This window comes from Corynebacterium sp. MSK204 (assembly GCF_030229885.1).
In the GTDB taxonomy this organism is placed as follows: domain Bacteria; phylum Actinomycetota; class Actinomycetes; order Mycobacteriales; family Mycobacteriaceae; genus Corynebacterium.
This window is the reverse complement of sequence record NZ_JASPGQ010000006.1, coordinates 1-19,118: the sequence shown is the minus strand read 5'-3', so window position 1 is coordinate 19,118 and position 19,118 is coordinate 1. Positions and strand designations below refer to the sequence as shown.

At 57.5% G+C, this 19,118-nt stretch carries 18 protein-coding genes; 5 read left to right on the top strand and 13 right to left on the bottom strand.

The annotated features are described in order from the left end of the window. Positions 1-3 precede the first annotated feature (3 nt). Together QP908_RS05125 and QP908_RS05120 are read left to right on the top strand one after the other, a co-directional pair. The gene (locus QP908_RS05125; RefSeq protein ID WP_239269148.1) at positions 4-999 is read left to right on the top strand and encodes a nitronate monooxygenase; all 996 of its coding nucleotides are present in this window, start codon (positions 4-6) and stop codon (positions 997-999) included. A 63-nt stretch (positions 1,000-1,062) separates the two neighbouring features. After that, entirely contained in the window at positions 1,063-2,517 is a 1,455-nt protein-coding gene (locus QP908_RS05120) for a glyceraldehyde-3-phosphate dehydrogenase (protein ID WP_284771800.1), read from the top strand. A 46-nt stretch (positions 2,518-2,563) separates the two neighbouring features. On the opposite strand, the gene QP908_RS05115 is transcribed toward QP908_RS05120, so the two are convergent. From QP908_RS05115 to QP908_RS05065, 11 genes are all read right to left on the bottom strand, one after another. Continuing rightward, entirely contained in the window at positions 2,564-4,060 is a 1,497-nt protein-coding gene (locus tag QP908_RS05115) for an ABC-2 family transporter permease (RefSeq protein WP_239269146.1), read from the bottom strand. Next, the gene (locus QP908_RS05110) at positions 4,053-4,766 is read right to left on the bottom strand and encodes an ATP-binding cassette domain-containing protein (protein ID WP_239269145.1); all 714 of its coding nucleotides are present in this window, start codon (positions 4,764-4,766) and stop codon (positions 4,053-4,055) included. The genes QP908_RS05115 and QP908_RS05110 overlap by 8 nt, the downstream gene beginning before the upstream one ends. Positions 4,767-4,851: 85 nt before the next feature. Further along, positions 4,852-5,511 (bottom strand): response regulator transcription factor, encoded by a 660-nt coding sequence (locus QP908_RS05105; RefSeq protein WP_239269144.1) that lies wholly within the window; start codon positions 5,509-5,511, stop codon positions 4,852-4,854. Further along, complete coding sequence (locus QP908_RS05100; RefSeq protein WP_239269143.1) at positions 5,504-6,682, bottom strand: sensor histidine kinase; 1,179 nt, start codon at positions 6,680-6,682, stop codon at positions 5,504-5,506. Before QP908_RS05100 ends, QP908_RS05105 begins: the two co-directional genes overlap by 8 nt. 30 nt (positions 6,683-6,712) lie before the next feature. After that, positions 6,713-7,588: a polyphosphate kinase 2 gene (gene ppk2 / locus QP908_RS05095; protein WP_239269142.1), complete on the bottom strand. Its 876-nt coding sequence runs from the start codon at positions 7,586-7,588 to the stop codon at positions 6,713-6,715. 100 nt (positions 7,589-7,688) lie between these two features. Beyond that, entirely contained in the window at positions 7,689-8,528 is an 840-nt protein-coding gene (locus tag QP908_RS05090) for a fumarylacetoacetate hydrolase family protein (RefSeq protein ID WP_239269141.1), read from the bottom strand. Between the two features lie 5 nt (positions 8,529-8,533). Continuing rightward, complete coding sequence (pth, locus tag QP908_RS05085; RefSeq protein ID WP_239269140.1) at positions 8,534-9,067, bottom strand: aminoacyl-tRNA hydrolase; 534 nt, start codon at positions 9,065-9,067, stop codon at positions 8,534-8,536. A gap of 187 nt (positions 9,068-9,254) precedes the next feature. Beyond that, positions 9,255-9,914: a 50S ribosomal protein L25/general stress protein Ctc gene (locus QP908_RS05080; RefSeq protein WP_239269139.1), complete on the bottom strand. Its 660-nt coding sequence runs from the start codon at positions 9,912-9,914 to the stop codon at positions 9,255-9,257. Positions 9,915-10,383: 469 nt separating this feature from the next. After that, the gene (locus tag QP908_RS05075) at positions 10,384-11,358 is read right to left on the bottom strand and encodes a ribose-phosphate diphosphokinase (RefSeq protein ID WP_005279993.1); all 975 of its coding nucleotides are present in this window, start codon (positions 11,356-11,358) and stop codon (positions 10,384-10,386) included. A 16-nt stretch (positions 11,359-11,374) separates the two neighbouring features. Continuing rightward, a complete protein-coding gene (gene glmU, locus QP908_RS05070; RefSeq protein ID WP_284771799.1) occupies positions 11,375-12,820 on the bottom strand; it encodes a bifunctional UDP-N-acetylglucosamine diphosphorylase/glucosamine-1-phosphate N-acetyltransferase GlmU in 1,446 nt (481 codons plus the stop codon). A gap of 69 nt (positions 12,821-12,889) precedes the next feature. Then, complete coding sequence (locus tag QP908_RS05065; RefSeq protein ID WP_239269138.1) at positions 12,890-14,086, bottom strand: MFS transporter; 1,197 nt, start codon at positions 14,084-14,086, stop codon at positions 12,890-12,892. Between the two features lie 137 nt (positions 14,087-14,223). On the opposite strand from QP908_RS05065, the gene QP908_RS05060 reads away from it, so the two are divergent. Further along, a complete protein-coding gene (locus tag QP908_RS05060) occupies positions 14,224-14,940 on the top strand; it encodes a trimeric intracellular cation channel family protein (RefSeq protein ID WP_284771798.1) in 717 nt (238 codons plus the stop codon). A gap of 38 nt (positions 14,941-14,978) precedes the next feature. Here QP908_RS05060 and QP908_RS05055 read toward each other — a convergent pair whose 3' ends face one another. Both QP908_RS05055 and QP908_RS05050 read right to left on the bottom strand, forming a co-directional pair. Continuing rightward, entirely contained in the window at positions 14,979-15,128 is a 150-nt protein-coding gene (locus QP908_RS05055) for a hypothetical protein (protein ID WP_239269136.1), read from the bottom strand. 119 nt (positions 15,129-15,247) lie between these two features. Beyond that, positions 15,248-15,874, bottom strand: a complete 627-nt coding sequence (locus QP908_RS05050; RefSeq protein ID WP_239269135.1) for an Ltp family lipoprotein — start codon at positions 15,872-15,874, stop codon at positions 15,248-15,250. Between the two features lie 739 nt (positions 15,875-16,613). Between QP908_RS05050 and QP908_RS05045 the strand changes: the two genes are divergently transcribed. After that, positions 16,614-17,522, top strand: coding sequence for an NAD(P)/FAD-dependent oxidoreductase (locus tag QP908_RS05045; protein WP_239269134.1), 909 nt, complete (start codon positions 16,614-16,616; stop codon positions 17,520-17,522). 367 nt (positions 17,523-17,889) lie between these two features. After that, a complete protein-coding gene (locus tag QP908_RS05040) occupies positions 17,890-18,675 on the top strand; it encodes a DUF4300 family protein (RefSeq protein WP_239269133.1) in 786 nt (261 codons plus the stop codon). Positions 18,676-19,118 lie beyond the last annotated feature (443 nt).

Here is a 19,118-nt window from a genome sequence, read left to right as displayed (position 1 = left end):
CCTATGAGCAAGGTTATTCAATCTTTGCGCCGAACCGTAATGCCAGCGCCCATGGCGGGCGGGCCTACCACCGTGGATCTGGTGCGCGCCGCGCATGCGGCGGGCTCCTTTGGCACCTTGGGGCTTGGGTCTGCCAGCGTGGATTCTGCCCGCAGCCAGATTGATGCCTGCGCCGGCATCCCCTTTGGGGCGAACCTGTTTTGCCCGCAGGATCCGTTAACTCCTGAGCAGTTGGCCGCCGCCGCGGACCTGGCCGCGGCCGAAGGCACCTCGCTACCGGATCCCGATTATTCCTTCGGCTTCCGCGACAAGCTCGAGCTGGCGTTGCAGGGCGGCGCGCGCGTCGTGTGGTCCATGTTCGGCACCTTTGATGCAGCGCAGCTTGCCCGCATCCACGCCGCGGGTGCCGAGGCTTGGACCACCGTCACCACACCCGATGAGGCCCGCGCCGCCGCCAAACTGGGAGTGGACGCGCTGTGCGTACAGGGCCCTTATGCCGGCGGGCACCGCGGCACGTGGGACCGCACCGCGCTTCCCGATGATCGACCTCTGCCAGATCTCATCGCCGCCGTCCACGAAGCCGTCCACACGGTCGCACCAAACATCTCGCTGATTGCCGCAGGCGGGTTGCGCACGGCAGGAGAGGTAACCCAGGTTTTAAGCCTGCCCGGCGTGGCCGCCGCGTCGTGCGGCTCTGCCTTTTTGCTGAGTAAAGAAGCCGGAACCAGTGACTACAACCGTAAGCTTCTCCAGCGCGGCGGGGCCACCGTCTCCACCCGCGCCTTTTCGGGGCGCCATGCCCGCGGTTTAGAGACCGACTACACCCGCGCCCACCCCGATGTACCTCCGGTATATCCCATGCTTAATTCCGTGCTCAAGGAACGCCGAGCGCAGCACGATGACGCCGTAGCCTACTGCCTCGTAGGTGAGCCGGCCGCCAAAATCCGCGGGGGTAGTGTCGCAGACATTCTGGACTCCCTATGCCAAAACAAACACTGATACACGCTAAAATTTGGGGCGAAGATTTCTAGCCACCCCCGAAATAGAAATGGATGGAGCCTCGTGACTGCGAACGCACATATTGGACATGATGACTGGAACGAGCGCCTCGAATTGGCGCAACAGATGATTCCCCTCATCCACCAACTGCACCGCAATAACAACGTCGTCGCCACCATCTTCGGCCGCCCGCTGGTGGGGCAGACCGATATCGACATCATCAAGTCCCACCGCTACGGACGCCGCATTGCCCAGCGCCAGCTCTCCACGGCAGAAACCCTGCCCATCCTGTCCGAGTTAGCGGATATGAACCTAAGCTCCGCGTCCATCGACGTCGGACGCCTCCTCCTGGGCTTTGAAGAGTCAGGCGAAGAAGACCTGCGCCGCTACCTCGAAGATGAACTCACGGAAATCTTCGGTGCCGGCGAGGATATCGACCCAACCGATGTCGTGCTGTACGGCTTTGGCCGCATCGGCCGCCTCCTTGCCCGCATCCTTGTTGCCCGCGAGGCCGCTTACGGCGGCGTGCGCCTGCGCGCGATTGTGGTGCGCAATAAGGGCGAAGGGGACATTATCAAGCGCGCCAGCCTCCTGCGCCGCGATTCCGTCCACGGCGCCTTCAACGGCACCATCAGCGTGGACGAGGAAGAACAGGTTATCTGGGCCAATGGCACCAAGATCCAGATGATCTACGCCAACGACCCAGCCACGATCGATTACACCGAATACGGCATCAACAACGCCGTGCTGGTGGATAACACCGGTGTTTGGCGCGATAAGGAAGGCCTGTCCCAGCACCTAGAGGCCAAGGGCGTGGCCCGCGTGCTGCTGACCGCGCCGGGCAAGGGCGATATCAAAAACATCGTCTTTGGCATCAACGATTCCGCCATTACCGATGACGATAAGATCCTCTCCGCCGCATCGTGCACCACCAACGGCATTACCCCGGTGCTCAAGGTGATCAATGACCGCTACGGCGTGGCCCACGGCCACGTGGAAACCGCGCACTCGTTTACCAATGACCAAAACCTCATTGATAACTACCACAAGGGCGAGCGCCGCGGCCGCGCCGCTGGCCTGAACATGGTGCTTGCCGCCACCGGTGCCGCCAAGGCTGTGGCCAAGGCTCTGCCGGAGTTCGAAGGCAAGCTGACCGGTAACGCCATCCGCGTTCCTACCCCGGATGTGTCCATGGCGGTGCTTAACTTGGAGCTGGAGCAAGAGGTCGACCGCGATGAGGTCAATGACTTCTTGCGTAACGTCTCCCTGCACTCTGATCTGCGCCAGCAGATTTCCTACATCGCCTCCCCAGAGGTCGTCTCTAGCGACTTCGTGGGCAATACTAATGCCGGCATCGTCGATGGCATCGCCACCATCGCTTCCGGCAAGCACCTGGTGCTCTACGTCTGGTACGACAACGAGTTCGGTTACTCCAACCAGGTCATCCGCGTGGTGGAGGGGCTTTCTAATGCCCGCCCGGTGGTCCTGCCCAAGCGCGTATCTCCCTCTGAGCTTTAAGCTTGCATAGTTTAAGGCCCGCGGAGTCCCTGCGGGCCTTAGTTATTTAAGCGGTGGGGCGAAGTGCCCGTGTGCGCAGCAACCGCTTGGCGGCCCAAGAAGTAATGGCGGCGAAAAGCAGAGTCATCATTGCCGCAGCGGCGTAGCGGTCGGGAGAATCCGCATTCATCGGCCAGGCTGGGAAGGCAATGAGCCAAAGGATAGTCTTCGCGAGGACATCGCCGCCTACCGTCACGGAGACAATGGTGCCGATGATGGTGAGAGCAAGCGAACTCCAGATACCAAAGCGGATGATGACGATGAGCGACACCGCCGCGAGGACGTACCCGACGCCGATGGCCAGCGGCAGTTGGGCGAGCACAGCTAGGGTGGTTTCACCGGCAAAGATAATCGCGACCGAAGCACAAGTGCACACCGCTGCGATGATGCCCAGTAACCACAGGAGAAGGGCAGTAGAGCAGTGGCGAGATTCTGTATAAACAATCGGCCACGCGCCCGAGAACCCCGGCCAGACCAGTACAGGAAGTACACCGGCACCCACAGGGAGAAGCAAAAATACGTAGAATCCCTGCACATAACGTGGTGGATAGATAAGGGCAATAAAGATCAGCGCTAAGGCGCTTAATACCAAGCACGTAATGACCACTGGCGTCATTATGGCCCGGTGAAAGCCACGCAGCGCATCGGCACGGCGCGAGCGGGCAGCGGCACGAGGGACAGCCGCAGGCTGCCATCCCTGAGCCGGAGTGGCGACGGTACTGACCGTGGATATCGCCACGCGGCGGCGTCGGGAAAGCGGACGTACTCGCCGAGGCGTCATAGTCGCGGTCAAAGCCCCCGCTACAGCGAGGATGAGGCATAACGCCAGTGCAGGAAGCGGACTTTCCAGCAGGAGTGGATCGCCAGGATCGAGCGGAACCGAATTTTGGTGGATACGTAGCGCAGGCAACAGTAACCGCAGCGGCCACGCGGGTGGGAAGGCCCACCATAGCTGCCCTTCGACAACGCGAGGAAGCACACTAATGACCTGCCAGATAACCGCGAGGATAAGCGTGACGGCAAAGCCCAGCCTGCGGGCGCATGCGGTCGCAAGCCCTGCGATGCCGATGGCTCCGAGGAAAGAATAAGCCCCAGTGATGAGAAGCAGCTGGTGGTCTGCACGCCCTTGCGCTGCAACCGCAGCCCAGGACAGACCGAAATTAAGAAGGTGAAAGACTGCGAGGCTTGCCACGACGATGAAGAAACGGGAGGCGTGCTCGTAGCGAGGATGAATCCGGCGCCATAGGGTGCCGCCGCCGCGGCTGAGCACCTCGCGGCGCTCTGGAACGCCAGCAAAAAGCGCAATGAGCGGCGCGTACATCCCGGTGATAAACATGGACTGCCAGCCAAGAACCCCGGTAGCGTCTTCAGCGGAGGAGGCGAACGCAGAAAAGAATACCGTCATTATCACTAGGGGCAGGGCGAGCAAGGGTAACCACTGCAGGGCGCTGCCGCGGCAACGCAATAGTTCTGCTGAGAGATACCGTCGATACTGGTTACTCATCGGTCTCACCATCTGCAGAAGTCAGGCGGAAGAATTCGGCTTCCAGTTCACCGCTGGGGGCCAGTTCCTGCAGGGAGCCGGAATACCGGATGGTGCCTTGGGACAGGATAGTGATGTCGTGGGCTAGGTGAAGGACCTCACCGAGTTGATGGGAGCTGACCACGACGGTATGGCCAGCGGCGGCGAGCTGCTGGAGGAGCTTTCGCAGCTCCGCGATGCCCTGTGGATCGAGTCCATTTTGCGGCTCATCTAGCAATAAGATTTCCGGATCGCCGAGCAAGGCCTGAGCTAAGGCCAAACGGGCTTTCATCCCAGTGGAAAAAGACTTTGCCTTCTTAGAACCAGCCCCGGCTAGACCAGCAATGTGCAAGACACGGTCGATTTCAGTATCGGGCAATCCGAGCAGACGGGTATGCACGCGGAGGTTATCCGTGGCGGACAGGTGGCCATAGAAAGCCGGCCCGTTAACCGAGGCGCCAACATGGTCGAGAACTTCCCGCGACCATGGTTTTCCGGCCACGCGCACCGTTCCCGAATCGGCGGGTAGCAGACCGAGGAAAATGGAAAACAAGGTGGACTTGCCGGCGCCATTTCTCCCGAGCACAGCGTGCACGCGGCCAGGTAAGACCTGAAAACTGATATCCCGCAGCACTGCCTGGGAACCAAAAGACTTTGTGATGTGTTCGAAAGCAACCTCATAGCTCATACCAAAAGTATGAGCTGCGCAACTATCGAAATCTTCCGCCTGCGAGACGGTCTTCGCGCCGGGGTAGTCCTACCACAGTAGGAGGCTAAGCAATGCCAGCTTTGTGCGCCAGCAGCACCAAAGCCACGCGGTCGCGTGCAGCTAGCTTGGACATCAGCGCAGAGACATGCGTTTTTACCGTGGTATCTGCGATAGACATGTGGCCGGCAATCTCGCGATTCGTGGCACCGCGCGCGATGAGCGAGAGAACCTCCATCTCGCGCCGAGTAACTAGGCTAAGTCCTTGGCGCTCGTGCGGACTAAGCTGGCTGTGCGTTAGCGCCTTGCGGTAGCCCTCTAAAACAGGGCCCGTTACCTGGGAGGCGAGGACAGACTCTCCCTTAGCAACGTCGCGTACGGCTTCTACCAGCACCTCTGGATCCGCATCTTTTAGCAAGAATCCATGCGCCCCCGCGGCAATAGATTGAGATACCAGATCCTCTTCATTGAACGTGGTGAGCATGATGATCCGGCAGTCAGGGGTGCGGGAGAGAATGGCTTGGGCTGCGGCGATTCCATCCATGCCAGGCATGCGTATATCCAAAATGGCCACATCAATGCGGTGGCGAAGTGCCAAGGAGACGGCGTCGCCTCCGGAGGCTGCGGTAGCCACCACCTCAATATCTTCCTGCGCGTTCAAGATGGTCGATAAGGCAGCGACGAGCATCGCTTGATCGTCTGCAAGCATGACGCGAATCTTAGGCATGGTTGTCCTTGTGTAATGGTAGTTCCGCAGCCAGTGTAAATTTCTGGGCATCGCCACTGCTGGTTAAGTGCCCGCCCAAGGCTTGGGCGCGTTCCTTAACTCCCACCAAACCCACGCCGCTGCCGGATACCTCACTGGGAGTCGGGGAAGAAGCGGTGGAGGTGAGGGTGACCCGTGCGGCATCGGAAAGCGTGAGCTTTAGCTGCACATGCGTGCCGGGGCCTTGGTGGCGCAGGGCATTGGTCAGCCCTTCAGAAATAATGCGCACCAGGGCCAGCTGAGTCAGCGCGGAAACCTCGTAGGAGGCAGGCAATTCCGCGTCAACCTCCAGGCCAGCGGTGCGAAAACCGTCGATGATGCCCTGTACGTGCTCGAGCTGGTGCGCGGGTTCTAAAGCCGCAGGCCCCGTGCTGCGTAGCGCCGTGACGATGCCGCGCACTTCCTCCAGCGCGGAATCCGCACCATCGCGAATGCTCTTCAAAGTGTCCTCTGCGGCGGTGGTATCAGTGCGCGCGGCGATAATCCCGGCATTAGCTTGGACCTTGATCAGGGTGAGGGAGTGGGCCAAGACATCGTGCAATTCCCGCGCGATGAGTAAGCGCTCTTCCTCCTGCGCTTGGTGGAACCGTTCTTGGGCTAAGCGCTCGCGTTGCCTATCCAAATCAAAATAGCGTGCGGCGATGAAATAGGCGCTGCCGAGCACCGCCCAATGTACCACCAGCAAAGTGATGTAGCGGCGATCGAGCTGGAAAGATAAGAGAAAGGACTCGGGGTCAATGCGCCACATCGCAGGCGATATAAAGGAACCCAAGAACGCGGCGGTAAGCACCGCGCGGGGAATTGAGCGGCGTTCCACGTAGCGGGAGGTAGCGTAGACGGCCATCGGCGCGGTCATTGCCCATGGAGTGACCCCGAGGTTCGCTGGTAGCTGGCTTATCCACGCCGCGGCCCACGCACCAAGGAGGACGATAAAGCCGGCTGCGCTGAGTACCGGTTTGGTACGCCAGACCCAGATGAAGGGCAAGAATAAAAGCGAAAGCGCTGCTTGGATGAGCTCGATAGCTCCTGGAGCCGCCCAAGCCCCGATGAGATAAAACAGCGCCATGAGCGCTGCCGCCGCGGTGAGGATTTTATCTCCCAAGCGTGCTTTGGCGACGGTGTCAGTGCTCATAGCAGGACATAGTAGTACGCCTTCGGGGGACTACTTCTTTTTGTCCTTCTTCTTGCCTTTCTTCTTATCCTTCTTTGTAGACGAGGCCTCTAGCTTGGCAGCTACATCCGGTACGTAGCGGAACTCTTCGCGGTCTGGGCGCTCGTAGGTCTTGCCATCGGAATCGGGACGGTGTGGGATCTCCGGCAGCTCGCGCTCGATCTTCTCGTAAGGGATGGTATTGAGCAAGTGCGAAATGACGTTGATGCGCGAGCGCTTTTTATCCTCGGACTCCACGGTGTACCACGGTGCGGTCGGGGTATCGGTGTGGATGAACATGGCATCCTTGGCGCGGGAATAATCCTCCCAGCGAGTAATGGATTGGAGATCCATGGGGGAGAGCTTCCAGCGGCGCAGCGGATCATTGCGGCGGGATTCAAAGCGCTTAATCTGCTCTTCATCAGAGACAGAGAACCAGTATTTGCGCAGGATAATGCCGTCTTCCACAAGCATCTGCTCAAAGGTGGGAGCCTGGTGCAAGAAGCGGACGTATTCTTGGTCGGTGCAAAAGCCCATGACGCGCTCAACGCCGGCGCGGTTGTACCAGGAGCGGTCAAAGATGACGATTTCGCCCTTGGTGGGCAGCTTTTCTACGTAGCGCTGGAAATACCACTGGCCCTGTTCGCGCGAGTTCGGGGCCGGAAGCGCCTCGATGCGGCAGGTGCGGGGGTTGAGGTACTGCGTGATGCGCTTAATGGCAGAACCCTTGCCGGCGGCGTCGCGGCCTTCCATGATGATGACCACGCGGGCGCCGGTCTCAACAACCCACTGTTGCATATCGACGAGCTCTGCTTGCAACCGCTCGAGCTCTTTTTCGTAGGCCTTCTTATTCAGCTTCTTAGGGGATGTGCTGCTTTTGGTGCTCATTCTTCCAGCTTAACGGCTTGGTGGCACTATCTAGAAAACTGGTGTGCCCTCGTTGGAGTGAGAACCCAGCCACAGCTTGTGCGGGGTATATGCAGCAGGCTTAGAGGCCGGGCTCGCCGTAGCGAGTGGTATTAGAAATATGGCCGAGCCCTTCGACGTCGATGGCTACCGTATCGCCATCCTGGAGGAATTGTTGCGGGTCGCGGGCAAAACCAACGCCTTCGGGCGTACCGGTCACGATGACATCACCGGGGTTGAGGGGATAGAGCTGCGAGCAGAATTCGATGAGCTCAGCGATGGAAAAGATGAGGTCATCAGTATTGTCCTGCTGGCGCACCTCGCCATTAACCGTGGTGGTAAGGCGCGCGTTACCACCTGGCGCCCATTCATCAGGGGTAGTGAGCCAAGGTCCAAAGCCTGCGGTGCGGTAAAAAGACTTGCCTGCGTGGAATTGGCTGGTCTGGCGCTGAAAATCGCGCAGGGTGTAATCATTCATGATGGCATACCCCGCCACGTAATCTAGTGCATCCGCGCGGGTTACGCGGTGCGTGCGCTCGCCGATGACCACCGCAAGCTCACCCTCATAGTCCAGCTTCTGGGTAGCGTATTCGGGGATATAGACGTCATCGAAGGGGCCGGTCAGGGCATCGGCGAACTTGATAAACAGCGTGGGGTGCTCGGGAAAGTCGCGGCCCATTTCCCGGATATGCTTGGCGTAATTAAGTCCTACGCAGATGATTTTTCCTGGCGTTGGGACGACTGCTTCTAAATCATGCTGATCAAAGACTATCGGCTCGCCAGATAGTTGTGCGGCCTTGCGCCAATCTTCGCTGCGCAGCAGCGCCCCTACGTCTTCGTAGTCCAGCTCCACACCCACATTATCGCCTTCAATGCGGATTGCGGAGGTGCCGAACGCGGTGCGAAGAGTAGCCAATTTCATGCCAGCTAGTCTAGCGCACTCCTTATTTCTGCTACCGCGTCAGCGCAGAGGCTGGGGATCTCCACCTTTTCTTGCTTGGACCACGGCTTGAGCACAAACGATGACGGATCCATCCGGCCTGGCGGCCTTCCGATGCCGATGGAAAGACGCTGATAGTCCTTAGTACCGAGCGACTTCGTAGTAGAGCGCAGACCGTTGTGCCCGTGATCGCCACCGCCTTGGCGCAATTTCACGGTCCCGAAGTCGAGCTCTAATTCATCGTGCACCACCACAATATCTGCGGGTGCCAGATGGAAGTACTGGGCGAGTGCCTTGATCGGCCCACCAGACAGGTTCATAAAGGACCGTGGTTTAGCGCAGATGACCTTGCGGCCGGATAGCATTCCTTCCGCGACCTCGGTATTCGTCTTCTTATGCACCGAAAAGCTGCTCATTAATTCACCGGCGAGCTCATCCGCAACGTCGAAGCCGATGTTGTGCCGCGTGCCGGAATATTTCGGGCCAGGATTGCCAAGGCCTACTACGAGTAGTGGAGTCACTGCATTATTGTCGCATAGATTGAAATTCTATTGGAAATACAAACCTATGCGGCACTGAATATGAACTTGAGTAGTAAGCCCAGAATTCGTGAACTTGCCGGACAAGATTTATAAAACCATCTATAAAACCACGACATCGCCGTGAGCAGCAATGCTCACGGCGATGTGTGCTTGAGGGGGTGAGAAATTACTCCTCGGAATCGTCGGATTTGGAGGACTCGCCCTCTTCGTCGACGGAGTCGGCACCAGCGTCGGCTCCGCCTTCCTCAGCAGCCTCAGCGGCCTCTTCGAGCTCCTCGTCAACCTCAGGCAGGGAGATGGAGAGGATAACGGTCTCTGGGTCTGCCACCAGGGTAGTGCCTTCCGGCATGGTGATGTCGGCGGCGGTGATGACCTCGCCGTCCTCGAGGCCCTCGATGGACAGCTCGATCTCTTCCGGAATGCTCAGTACGTCAGCCTCAACCATGAGGACGTCTGCGTCCTGGATGTGCATGGTGCCCGGTGCGGACTCGCCGGTCAGGGTAATCGGAACCTCAACCTCGACCTTCTCGCCGCGCTTAATCAGCAGCAGGTCAACGTGGTCGATGTCCATGGTGAGCACGTTCTGGTCAACGTTCTTGACCATGGTCAGGTACTGCTCACCCTCGATCTCGAGCTCCAAAACGGCGTTGACACCGTTGTTGCGAACGAGGGACTGGATGTCCAGCAGGGGCACTGCGAAGTGTACTGGCTCCTGGTCGCTACCGTAGATTACGCCGGGAACTTTCCAGTCGCGGCGCAGGCGGCGGGCGTAGCCCTTGCCAAAGACGGTACGTGGTTCTGCTTTAATGATTGGGCGCTCTGCCATGATGCAATCTCCTTTGTCGGTGTAGTGCGGCGAGGCTATCGAAGTTATAAAAACGACGAAAGCCTGCCGATGAACGTCTTGGACGAGTCATCGCAGGCGTCAATAAAAGCAACATGCTCTAACTTCAATCGCGTCGATAACGGCTTCCCAATTTTTGAGTCGCCCTCGCCGAGACTGAGTTAGATTAGCATCTCTCGGTCGATGAAACCAAAACCCGCCCCGTTAGTCTTCCTTCGCGCCCGTCCCGCCCGTCGCGCCCTTCGCGCTCACCGGCGGCGCGTATGACTGTAGCTCGGGTTGCGCGGTGAGCGCGAGGGGAGGGTGGGGAGAACGGCAGGCGGTAGTGCGGTAGTGCTTGCGTATACCTGCGACGCCCTTGGCGCTCACGGGGATGGAAAACACCGACACCCCGCCGTTCACGGTGAGCGCGAAGGGCGGGGTGTGAGGTGTAGTGCGATCGGTGGAACGCTTATGCGCGGTCGAAAAGGGTAGTTACAGAACCGTTTTCGAAGATCTCGTGGATGGTTCGAGCCAGCAGTGGGGCGATGGACAGGACCTTGAGGTTGGACCAGCCTTCGGTGGACTGCGGCAGGGTATCGGTGGTGATGACTTCCTCGGCACCGCACTCGGACAGGCGCTCGCGGGCGGGGTCAGAGAATACGCCGTGGGTACAGGCGATGATGACCTTCTTTGCGCCCGCTTCCTTGAGCACGCGCACGGCGCCGGCGATGGTGCCACCGGTGTCAATCATGTCATCGAGAAGCACGCAGTCCTTGCCCTCAACTTCGCCCACAACGCGGTTGGAGACCGTCTTATTGGCCTCGGTATTCGAGCGGGTCTTGTGCACGAAGGCCAGCGGGGCATCGCCCAGGTCGTGGGCCCACTTTTCGGCGACCTTCACGCGGCCGGCATCGGGGGAGACGACGGCGATGTTATCGGTGGCGTACTTGGACTTGATGTAGTCCGTCAAGATGGGCTGGGCGTGCATGTGATCCACTGGGCCGTCGAAGAAGCCCTGAATCTGGTCCGTGTGTAGGTCCACCGAGACGATGCGGTCCGCACCGGCTGCCTGCAGGAGATCTGCGACCAGGCGGGCGGAGATGGGCTCGCGGCCCAAGTGCTTTTTATCCTGACGCGCATATGGGTAGAACGGCAAGATCGCGGTGATGCGCTTGGCGGAACCACGCTTCAACGCATCGATCATGATGAGCTGTTCCATCAGCCACTTATTGAGCGGCTGGGAATGCGATTGCATGACGAAGCAGTCAGCGCCGCGCACGGATTCTTCGAAGCGGATGAAGATCTCGCCATTGGCGAAGTCCCGGGCGGTGGTAGGAACCAAATCGGTGTTAAGTTCCTTTGCCACTGCCTCTGCCAATTCTGGGTGTGCGCGCCCAGAAAAGAGCTTCATGTTTTTGCTACTACCAGTTACCTTGCCAGTCATAGGAGAATATGCCCCTTTACTTTTCGTTGTCCTGTGCACGGGCTGCGGCTTCTGCCGCTGGGGTGCCCGGACGCTTCTTTTCAACCCAGCCTTCGATATTGCGCTGTTTGCCACCGGAGACTGCGAGTGCTCCCGCGGGAACATCGTCTTTAATTACTGTACCCGCACCGGAGTACGCGCCATCACCGACATTGACTGGAGCGATAAACATCGTATCCGAGCCGGTGCGCACGTGGCTGCCAATGGTGGTGTGGTGCTTGTTCACACCGTCGTAATTGACGAAGACAGAGGACGCACCGATATTGGATTCCTCGCCCACGGTGGCATCACCAATATAGGTAAGGTGCGGCACCTTGGTACCGCGGCCGAGCTCGGCATTTTTCGCCTCCACGAAGCCGCCGAGCTTGCCGTCTTCGCCCACGATGGTATTCGGGCGAATAAAGGTAAAAGGCCCAATCTTGGCGTTGACGCCGATGACGGAATCGCTGCCGTGTGTGCGGACCACGGAAGCGCCTGTACCAATCTGCATATTCGTCAACGTGGAATCCGGGCCGATCTCGGCATTATCGGCGATGCTCGTCGCACCCCATAGCTGAGTGCCGGGGTGGATGGTGACATCGGTGCCGATGGTGACATTAACGCCGATCCAGGTGGTCTCTGGATCGACGATGGTGGCGCCACCGCGCATGGCCTTTTCCACCATGCGGCGGTTGAGCTCGCGGCCGGCAGCGGCCAGCTGCACGCGGTCATTGACGCCGGCTAGTTCCTGTGGATCCGCGGCCACGTGCGCACCCACGCCATGCCCGGCGGTGCGGGCGATTTCGAGGACATCGGTAATGTACAGCTCGCCCTGCGCATTATTGGTATCAAGCTTGGTCAGGGCATCGCGCAATGCTGCCGCATCGAAAGCGAAAACACCGGAATTGACCTCATCAACCAGGCGCTGTTCTTCGGTGGCATCCTTGTGCTCCACGATGGCGGACACAGACCCATCCGTGTCGCGAATGATGCGGCCATAACCGGTGGGATCTGCAAGGCGCATGGATAACACCGTGACCGCATTGCCTTGAGCGGTGTGGGTATCGCGCAGCCCCTCGATGGTTTCTGGGGTCAAAAGCGGCACGTCACCATTGGTAACGATGATGGTGCCTTCGAAATCAGAAATCGGGGAAATCCCGCAGGACACGGCATGGCCGGTACCGCGCTGTTCATCCTGCACGGCCTGCACGATCTCACGGTCTAGCTCATTCGAAATCTTTTCTACGACGGGTGAGACCTGCTCGCGCTGGTGGCCCACGACGGTCACGAGATGGTCCGGATTGATTCCCGCCGCGGCGTGCAGCGCGTGTCCAAGCAGCGTGCGACCGCCAATTTCGTGCAAAGTCTTTTGCTTTGTGGATTTCATGCGCGTGCCGGCACCCGCCGCGAGGACGACGACGGCACTTGGAATAGTTGCTTCCACGGTCAACAAAACTCCTGGGGGTTGAGTTTGATTAGTTCTTCGGGCTTCATCTTATAGTCCCTATTTCAACTATGTGCGAGAAACCTCCTTAAGGCTGCCCGCGCGCCACACTCCAATAAAGCCAACGAGCGCCAAGAAAATCAACGCCGCTTCTGGTCCCGCGAGAGCAATGACGGAGGAAATACCACCCATGATGAGCAAAATGATGCCCATCATTGTATTCGCGGCACCCACGTACTGCGTCCTTTTATCGCCGCCCGCCATATCCACCACGTAGGTCTTTCGGGCCACGCGGACTGCCGTATGCGCGAGGTTGACAGCAAAGAAGCCGAGAGGCATGACCCAAGCATTCACGGAGTCTGGGGCCCAGTGGGAACTAGCCACGATGAGCAGAATGATGACGGAGGAAATGGCCGCACCAGCCGCCATAGTGTTCTTGGAGGATCTATCCGAAAATATGCCAGAAACGCGCCCGCCTACGAGCGAAGCCAGGCCGGAGGCAAGCACGAAGCCGTAGATGCCGGAAAGGTCATCGTGCAGCAGTATGATAAATGCGGTAGAAAGCGCCGAGACCAGCAACAGAGCGCGAACGATGACGAAGTTGCGGAACTGGGCATCGCCAGTAAAAAGCTTCCAGGTATCTGACCACCAGCTCTTATCGATGCCTTCTTGTTCCCCCTCCGGCACTGGCTCTTCCACGTGCGAAAATACCCACGTGGCAATGCCCCAAGTAGAAGCGCCGACCAATAAAACGATGCCCATAGTGGAAATCGTGAGATCCCCCAAGAGGAATAAGATGACACCGGCCAGCAGGGTGGCCCCGCCGCCCAAGGCCGCTGCGGATCCGGTGACCCGGCCGCGCTGGCCCTTGGAAATCGTGCGCGCCTGCACGTCCTTGCCGGCGATGGAACACAACGCGCGGAACAGGGAAAGCGCCGCCAGGGCGAGAAGCACGACCACGCCCAGCCATGCGCCGCGGATAAAGAATGCGGCAAGGGCAATCACGGCGGCGGAGATGGCTTGGCCGGTCGAGCCGATCATCCACAGGCGCTTGCGGGCGCGGTGCGTGGTCACCCAGGGGGTAAGAGCGGCCTGCGGCAGCATGGAGCCAGATTCCCGGATAGGGGTAAGCAGGCCGGTAAAGAAGGCGGGGACGCCTGCCGCATTAAACAGCGCTGGCAGCACCGTTTTGGAAGCAACGATCTGGTCGCCTAAATTTTGCAGGCCATTGGACCAGATGAAGTACCTAGCATTTGAGTTAGACATGAAAGAACTTTCGAGATAACCGAGACAAAGCGGGATAACACTGTAATCCGGTCAGAAGAGACCGTCGATCAACTTTACTCGCTTCCTACCCCTGGAAAGGGCGAAACCGCTGCGATCGGCTATGTTCAGTAGTTGTTATGCATGACGTGGATCCCCTCATCAACACGATGTACCAGGCCTTCGATCTGATCGGAGTGGCCTTGAACGGCATCATCGGTGGCACGATTGCTCGCCGCCGCGAATTCGACATCGTGGGATTTATCTTCCTCGCCTTATTTTCCGGCCTGGCTGGCGGCATGATCCGCGACATGCTTATCGATGATGGCCCTGCCGCCGCTATTTCAGATCCTTGGTACTTGGGCCTTGCCTGTGCCGGGGCGCTGACCGCCTTCCTCATGGAGCTGAAGGGAAAGGCGTGGGAGATTTTCCGCGAGCACGGCGATGCCATCATTTTGGGTATGTGGTCTACCACCGGTTGTGTGAAGGCACTGGCTGCGGGTATGCCCATGATCCCGTGCGTGTTTTTAGGTGTCTTAACCGCCGTCGGCGGGGGAATGGTCCGCGATGTCGCCTCTGGACAAATCCCGTCCATTTTTGGCGGCAGCCCCCTCTATGCGGTGCCTTCTATCGTCACAGGCATCGTCATGGTGACCTTTGCATCCAATGACCAATTCGCCATGGGGATGGTGGTTTCCCCAATCATCGGCAGTGGCATGGCCATCATTTCCTACTGGCGGGGATGGTTCCTGCCCCGCGCCGGAGTCGCGCCAGTGAACTACACCGCGGCACAGGTGGCCGCGATTGCGAAGAAGGCGGAGCTAAAAGGCTTTCGCCGCGGTCGGCGCAAACGCTAGCGGTTTAGACGGCGCGTAGGACCGTACCGTGGCCGACTTTAAGGCAGGTTGGTGACGATGGCGATGATGACAAGGATAATAAGGACAAGAACGCTCCACCTAAGGAACGGATCCTTGGTTAGGGGCAATGGCTTCTGGGAATCGTCATCACCAGGTTCCGGGGTAGACGTGGAGTGTGGATCGGTCATGGCAGGAATCCTTTCGAGTGCAACATTGCCGCAATGCTAGTGAGGGCGACTATAAGCGTCGCCCTCAAGCAAGAGCAAGGTCCCTCGGCGGAGTTGCGCTAGTACCCTGTGGGGTACGACTACAGATTATCCACTGCGTACTGTGCTTCTTCTGCGGTGAATTTTTCACCGTATTCGCTGACGAGTTGGTCATAGATAGCATTGGGTGACATGCTCATCGTTTCTTCGTAATCGCGGGCCGTTTGAAGAGCATTATCGTGGTAGTCCGCTTCCAAATTATCAATGGCGTACTGGGCGGCTTCCGGGCTGAATTGTTCGCCGTACTCGCTGCTGAGCTGGTCGTACAATCCCTGCTTGGACATGTGCATGGTATCTGAGTACACCTTGGCACTCTTCAAAGCATTCTTGAATTCGCGCGGGACATCTTGGTCTTCGCTTCGTTCTTCTGGCTGATTGTCGTGCTCATCGCGAGCATCGTCGTCCGCGTTTATTTCTTGGGCTTCTTCCTCCGGGGCGGCCTCTACAGTGCCTTGCTGGGTGGTCTGGTCCGTAGAGCTTTCGCTGGTTTTATCGTCGCTACCGCCCATATTGGCGATGATGGCGATAATGATGAGGACACCGATGATGATTGCGCCCCACTTGAGGCAGCCGCCCTTTTTCTTTTGGGGCTGCTCAGAAGCCGGCTGCCCAGCTGCTGGTTGACCAGCCGGTTGAGAATTATCGGAATAGGGGGATGGAGAGGACATGGTGTGGGTTCCTTTCAAAGTGAGTGAGAGAGGGAAAGAGGAAAGTTTTCCGACATTGGCTGCAAAAGCGCAGCAGTGGTCGAGAGCGATTAGCGCAGCGGATCCTTGGCAACGGACGGTACTGTCTTGAATATCTCCCAAATCAACGACAATGTTGCAGGAATAGAACTCTCGGACTGGAGTGCCAAATCCATTGGGAAAATCAACGTGGCCGAAGGCGTGGTATGTACGTGGCGATTCAGTTATTGAATCTGCCGACTGGATATCAATATCTTCTGGAAAACTGACTCCACCGGGGTACTTGGCACGGCGGGTTACATCCTCGCGGCATTTGTCTAAAGCGGCCTCAGTGTCTTGGGCTTCGCTTATTTTCAGCATGGAAAAAATAAAGGCCACAAACACCACGAGGGCGGCCCCAATAAACAATAGCCAGAACCAACCACCGCTTTAAAAGCGGCTTTTCCACGTTTGCTGATGGAAGTGGCGCAGGAGTTTCAAGGGAGGGAGACGAGTAAGGAGAGTTGTCCAACGCTTTGGTCTTTCGGAAGAGAGATAATGAGTGATTATTGCCGATGCACACCCCCAGCATCTGGCTGTAGTGTGAAGTAGCAATGGTTTAACTAAATCAACTGGTTCGGACATAAGTATGCAGGCGAGCAAGGAAAATCGCCTATGTGTACGAAAATTGTAGATTGCCTTGACTTTCCTTGGCTTAAAGTAGGGTAAGGAAAAGATTTCTATGAGAGTGGACGTAGTAATTATTGGTGGCGGATTCGCGGGCACTTCTGCGGCTATTACCTTGGCTCGCGCGAATCGGTCTGTCGCGTTAGTGGACTCAGATCAGCCACGCAATAGGTTTAGCGAGCATTCCCACGGAGTTTTAGGATTCGAATCTGCATCGCCTGTTCAAATGCTGGAAAGTGGCCGCCAAGAATTTCAATCGTTCGGCGGAGAGGTCATCCCTGAAACTGCGAAGTCGCTTATGCCTGCTGAGGACCACTCGCATAGGTGGAAAACCGAATTGGAAAGCGGCGACGCCATTTACTCGAGCCATGTAATCGTAGCTACAGGTATCACTGACAAATTGCCGGACATCCCTGGCCTTGAACAGTTGTGGGGCAACCGGGTCTTTCACTGTCCTTATTGCCATGGTTATGAGGCCAAAAATAAGAACCTGGTCGTTATTGGTGGGAAGAACCCTCCATTTACTTTCCGTATAACGAAGCTGCTCACTAAGTGGACGGATCGAGTGACTTTCTATCCACATGGGCTGGAGCTTTCCCAGGATGAAAAACGCCTTATGGAATCGCTAGGAATCACAATTGAACCTAATTCGGTGCAAGGGGTTAGAGAATCTGAACGCTTTGATGGCGGCGTAGTACTTGACGTTGGGCAGAAAAAGAAGGAATACGAAGCTTGTTTTACCGGTCCCGAATTTGTTCCTAATGACTCACTACTTAAGCAAGCCGGATGCGCTGTAGAACACGGTTGGGTTAAAGCGGACTCTGGGATGACGTCACTGGAGGGTATTTGGGCTGCAGGAAATGTCATAAGCTCCCCAGACCAAATGCCGCAAGCCATGGGCGCTGGAGCCGCCGTTGCCATTAAGGTGGATCAGAAGATGTTTGATGAGGATATCTCCGGCTGAAGGATTTATACTTTTGTTGCTCATGCTGGAGATTGGATAGTGGTGGCTTCTCCTCAAAGAACAAACAAGTGGTGAACCGAGATGCGTTGGGAGTCCTTGCTACCCGATTTTTCGAGGGGGCTATCTTGTGTGGGCCATTTTTCGCTAGCATGTGATGATGCGCTTTTCCTACCTGGCTGTCCCTACCGTGACAGCGTGTTTATTGTTAGCGGCTTGCTCGAATCCAGATAGTGGGGAGACGAATCAGGCTGCGAATAGTTCCGACTCTGCGTCGACCTCCAGTGCCGGCGCACAGTCAAAGGCGGCGAGCGAACAGCACACGGAGATTCCGACCGCAGATGCCGATGCGGCGCAGCTACTGGCGGGGATGACTATTAGCAATCTCGTCGATAAGCAATCGCAAGAGGTGGCCCGCACTGCGCTTGCCGGTGCCGGAGTGCCACAACAAAGCATCGATGGCTTTTTTGAGCTGGTAGACGAATACAACACTGCTGTACCGACGGACAGCATGGTGACCGAAGGCTTCGCGGAGTACAGGAAGCAGGACCCAGAATACGATGTGGAGGCCATTTCAAAGGCGTGGAATGACCACCATGCGGATTATGTGGGTACCAATTGCCGCATCAATACCTTTACCCTGGCGGATTCGCTCTTTTCCGTTGATGACCAGGACAACCCCAATGACTCCTTGTTGTTCCTAGACCAACAGTCCCTAGACAACGCGCCGGATCAAATCTTTGATGAAGCCGAGCGCGCCAAGTTTGAGGCCTTCTATGGGAATGTGGAAACTACCATGGAGCAAGATCCCGGACAGCACATTGCCGATATCAAGGCTTATTTTAAAGACCGCGGCATCGAGTTTGCGGATACAGATGCCCGAGTGGTGTCGGTATTCTCGCACGATACCTTGACAGAACCGGCCACGCTTTTCATCGGGCATACCGGCGTTGCCGTGCCGTATGAGGATGGCTACCTATTCTTGGAGAAGCTTGCCTTCGACATGCCTTATCAGGCGGTGACGGTGAAGGATATGCAGCAGCTTAATGATTACCTGATGCATAAATACGATGACGGCCCCGATCTGGAATACGGCCAACCCATTATCTTTGACAATGACGACGTGATAGAAGGAATGCGCTACGCCAAGAAGTAAAAGGGCAGTTTAACCCTGTGTGACAGTAATCAACTGCTTCCCGTTAAGAGACACGTGACGTTTAGTAGCTAAATCACGGCGGAATAGTTCGAATACTCGCGGCGGGAAGTACTTTCCCGCCTTTTCCGAACAGTTGCTGCATATTCAGGCGTCAGTGGGTGATATAGGAACCTTGGCAGTTGAATTCTTCTTTTTAAGCGATGCGCGGTCTAAACTGTCAGATGCGAGTTTTTGGTACCGGTGTTCTGGGGACCCGGTACTGTCGTGTTCTGGGTAGTTGGTACTGGGGCCGGGCCGACTTCGTCGGCCCGGCTGTTTGCTTTATTTGTCCGGTTCTATTGGGGCGGTGGCTTTGCGCATGTCAGTGGACCTGACCCCCAGATGGTGGACACCTTGAAACCAGCATCTCGCTGGGAAGTGAGGTACCTTTCCACCATGCCACG

Excerpts from the sequence above, each read along its gene's own strand:
- QP908_RS05125 (WP_239269148.1), top strand. The coding sequence starts at position 4 with ATGAGCAAGGTTATTCAATCTTTGCGCCGAACCGTAATGCCAGCGCCC.
- QP908_RS05115 (WP_239269146.1), bottom strand. The coding sequence starts at position 4,060 with ATGAGTAACCAGTATCGACGGTATCTCTCAGCAGAACTATTGCGTTGC.
- QP908_RS05110 (WP_239269145.1), bottom strand. The coding sequence starts at position 4,766 with ATGAGCTATGAGGTTGCTTTCGAACACATCACAAAGTCTTTTGGTTCC.
- QP908_RS05105 (WP_239269144.1), bottom strand. The coding sequence starts at position 5,511 with ATGCCTAAGATTCGCGTCATGCTTGCAGACGATCAAGCGATGCTCGTC.
- QP908_RS05100 (WP_239269143.1), bottom strand. The coding sequence starts at position 6,682 with ATGAGCACTGACACCGTCGCCAAAGCACGCTTGGGAGATAAAATCCTC.
- ppk2 (WP_239269142.1), bottom strand. The coding sequence starts at position 7,588 with ATGAGCACCAAAAGCAGCACATCCCCTAAGAAGCTGAATAAGAAGGCC.
- QP908_RS05090 (WP_239269141.1), bottom strand. The coding sequence starts at position 8,528 with ATGAAATTGGCTACTCTTCGCACCGCGTTCGGCACCTCCGCAATCCGC.
- QP908_RS05080 (WP_239269139.1), bottom strand. The coding sequence starts at position 9,914 with ATGGCAGAGCGCCCAATCATTAAAGCAGAACCACGTACCGTCTTTGGC.
- QP908_RS05075 (WP_005279993.1), bottom strand. The coding sequence starts at position 11,358 with ATGACTGGCAAGGTAACTGGTAGTAGCAAAAACATGAAGCTCTTTTCT.
- QP908_RS05065 (WP_239269138.1), bottom strand. The coding sequence starts at position 14,086 with ATGTCTAACTCAAATGCTAGGTACTTCATCTGGTCCAATGGCCTGCAA.
- QP908_RS05060 (WP_284771798.1), top strand. The coding sequence starts at position 14,224 with ATGCATGACGTGGATCCCCTCATCAACACGATGTACCAGGCCTTCGAT.
- QP908_RS05055 (WP_239269136.1), bottom strand. The coding sequence starts at position 15,128 with ATGACCGATCCACACTCCACGTCTACCCCGGAACCTGGTGATGACGAT.
- QP908_RS05050 (WP_239269135.1), bottom strand. The coding sequence starts at position 15,874 with ATGTCCTCTCCATCCCCCTATTCCGATAATTCTCAACCGGCTGGTCAA.
- QP908_RS05045 (WP_239269134.1), top strand. The coding sequence starts at position 16,614 with ATGAGAGTGGACGTAGTAATTATTGGTGGCGGATTCGCGGGCACTTCT.
- QP908_RS05040 (WP_239269133.1), top strand. The coding sequence starts at position 17,890 with ATGACTATTAGCAATCTCGTCGATAAGCAATCGCAAGAGGTGGCCCGC.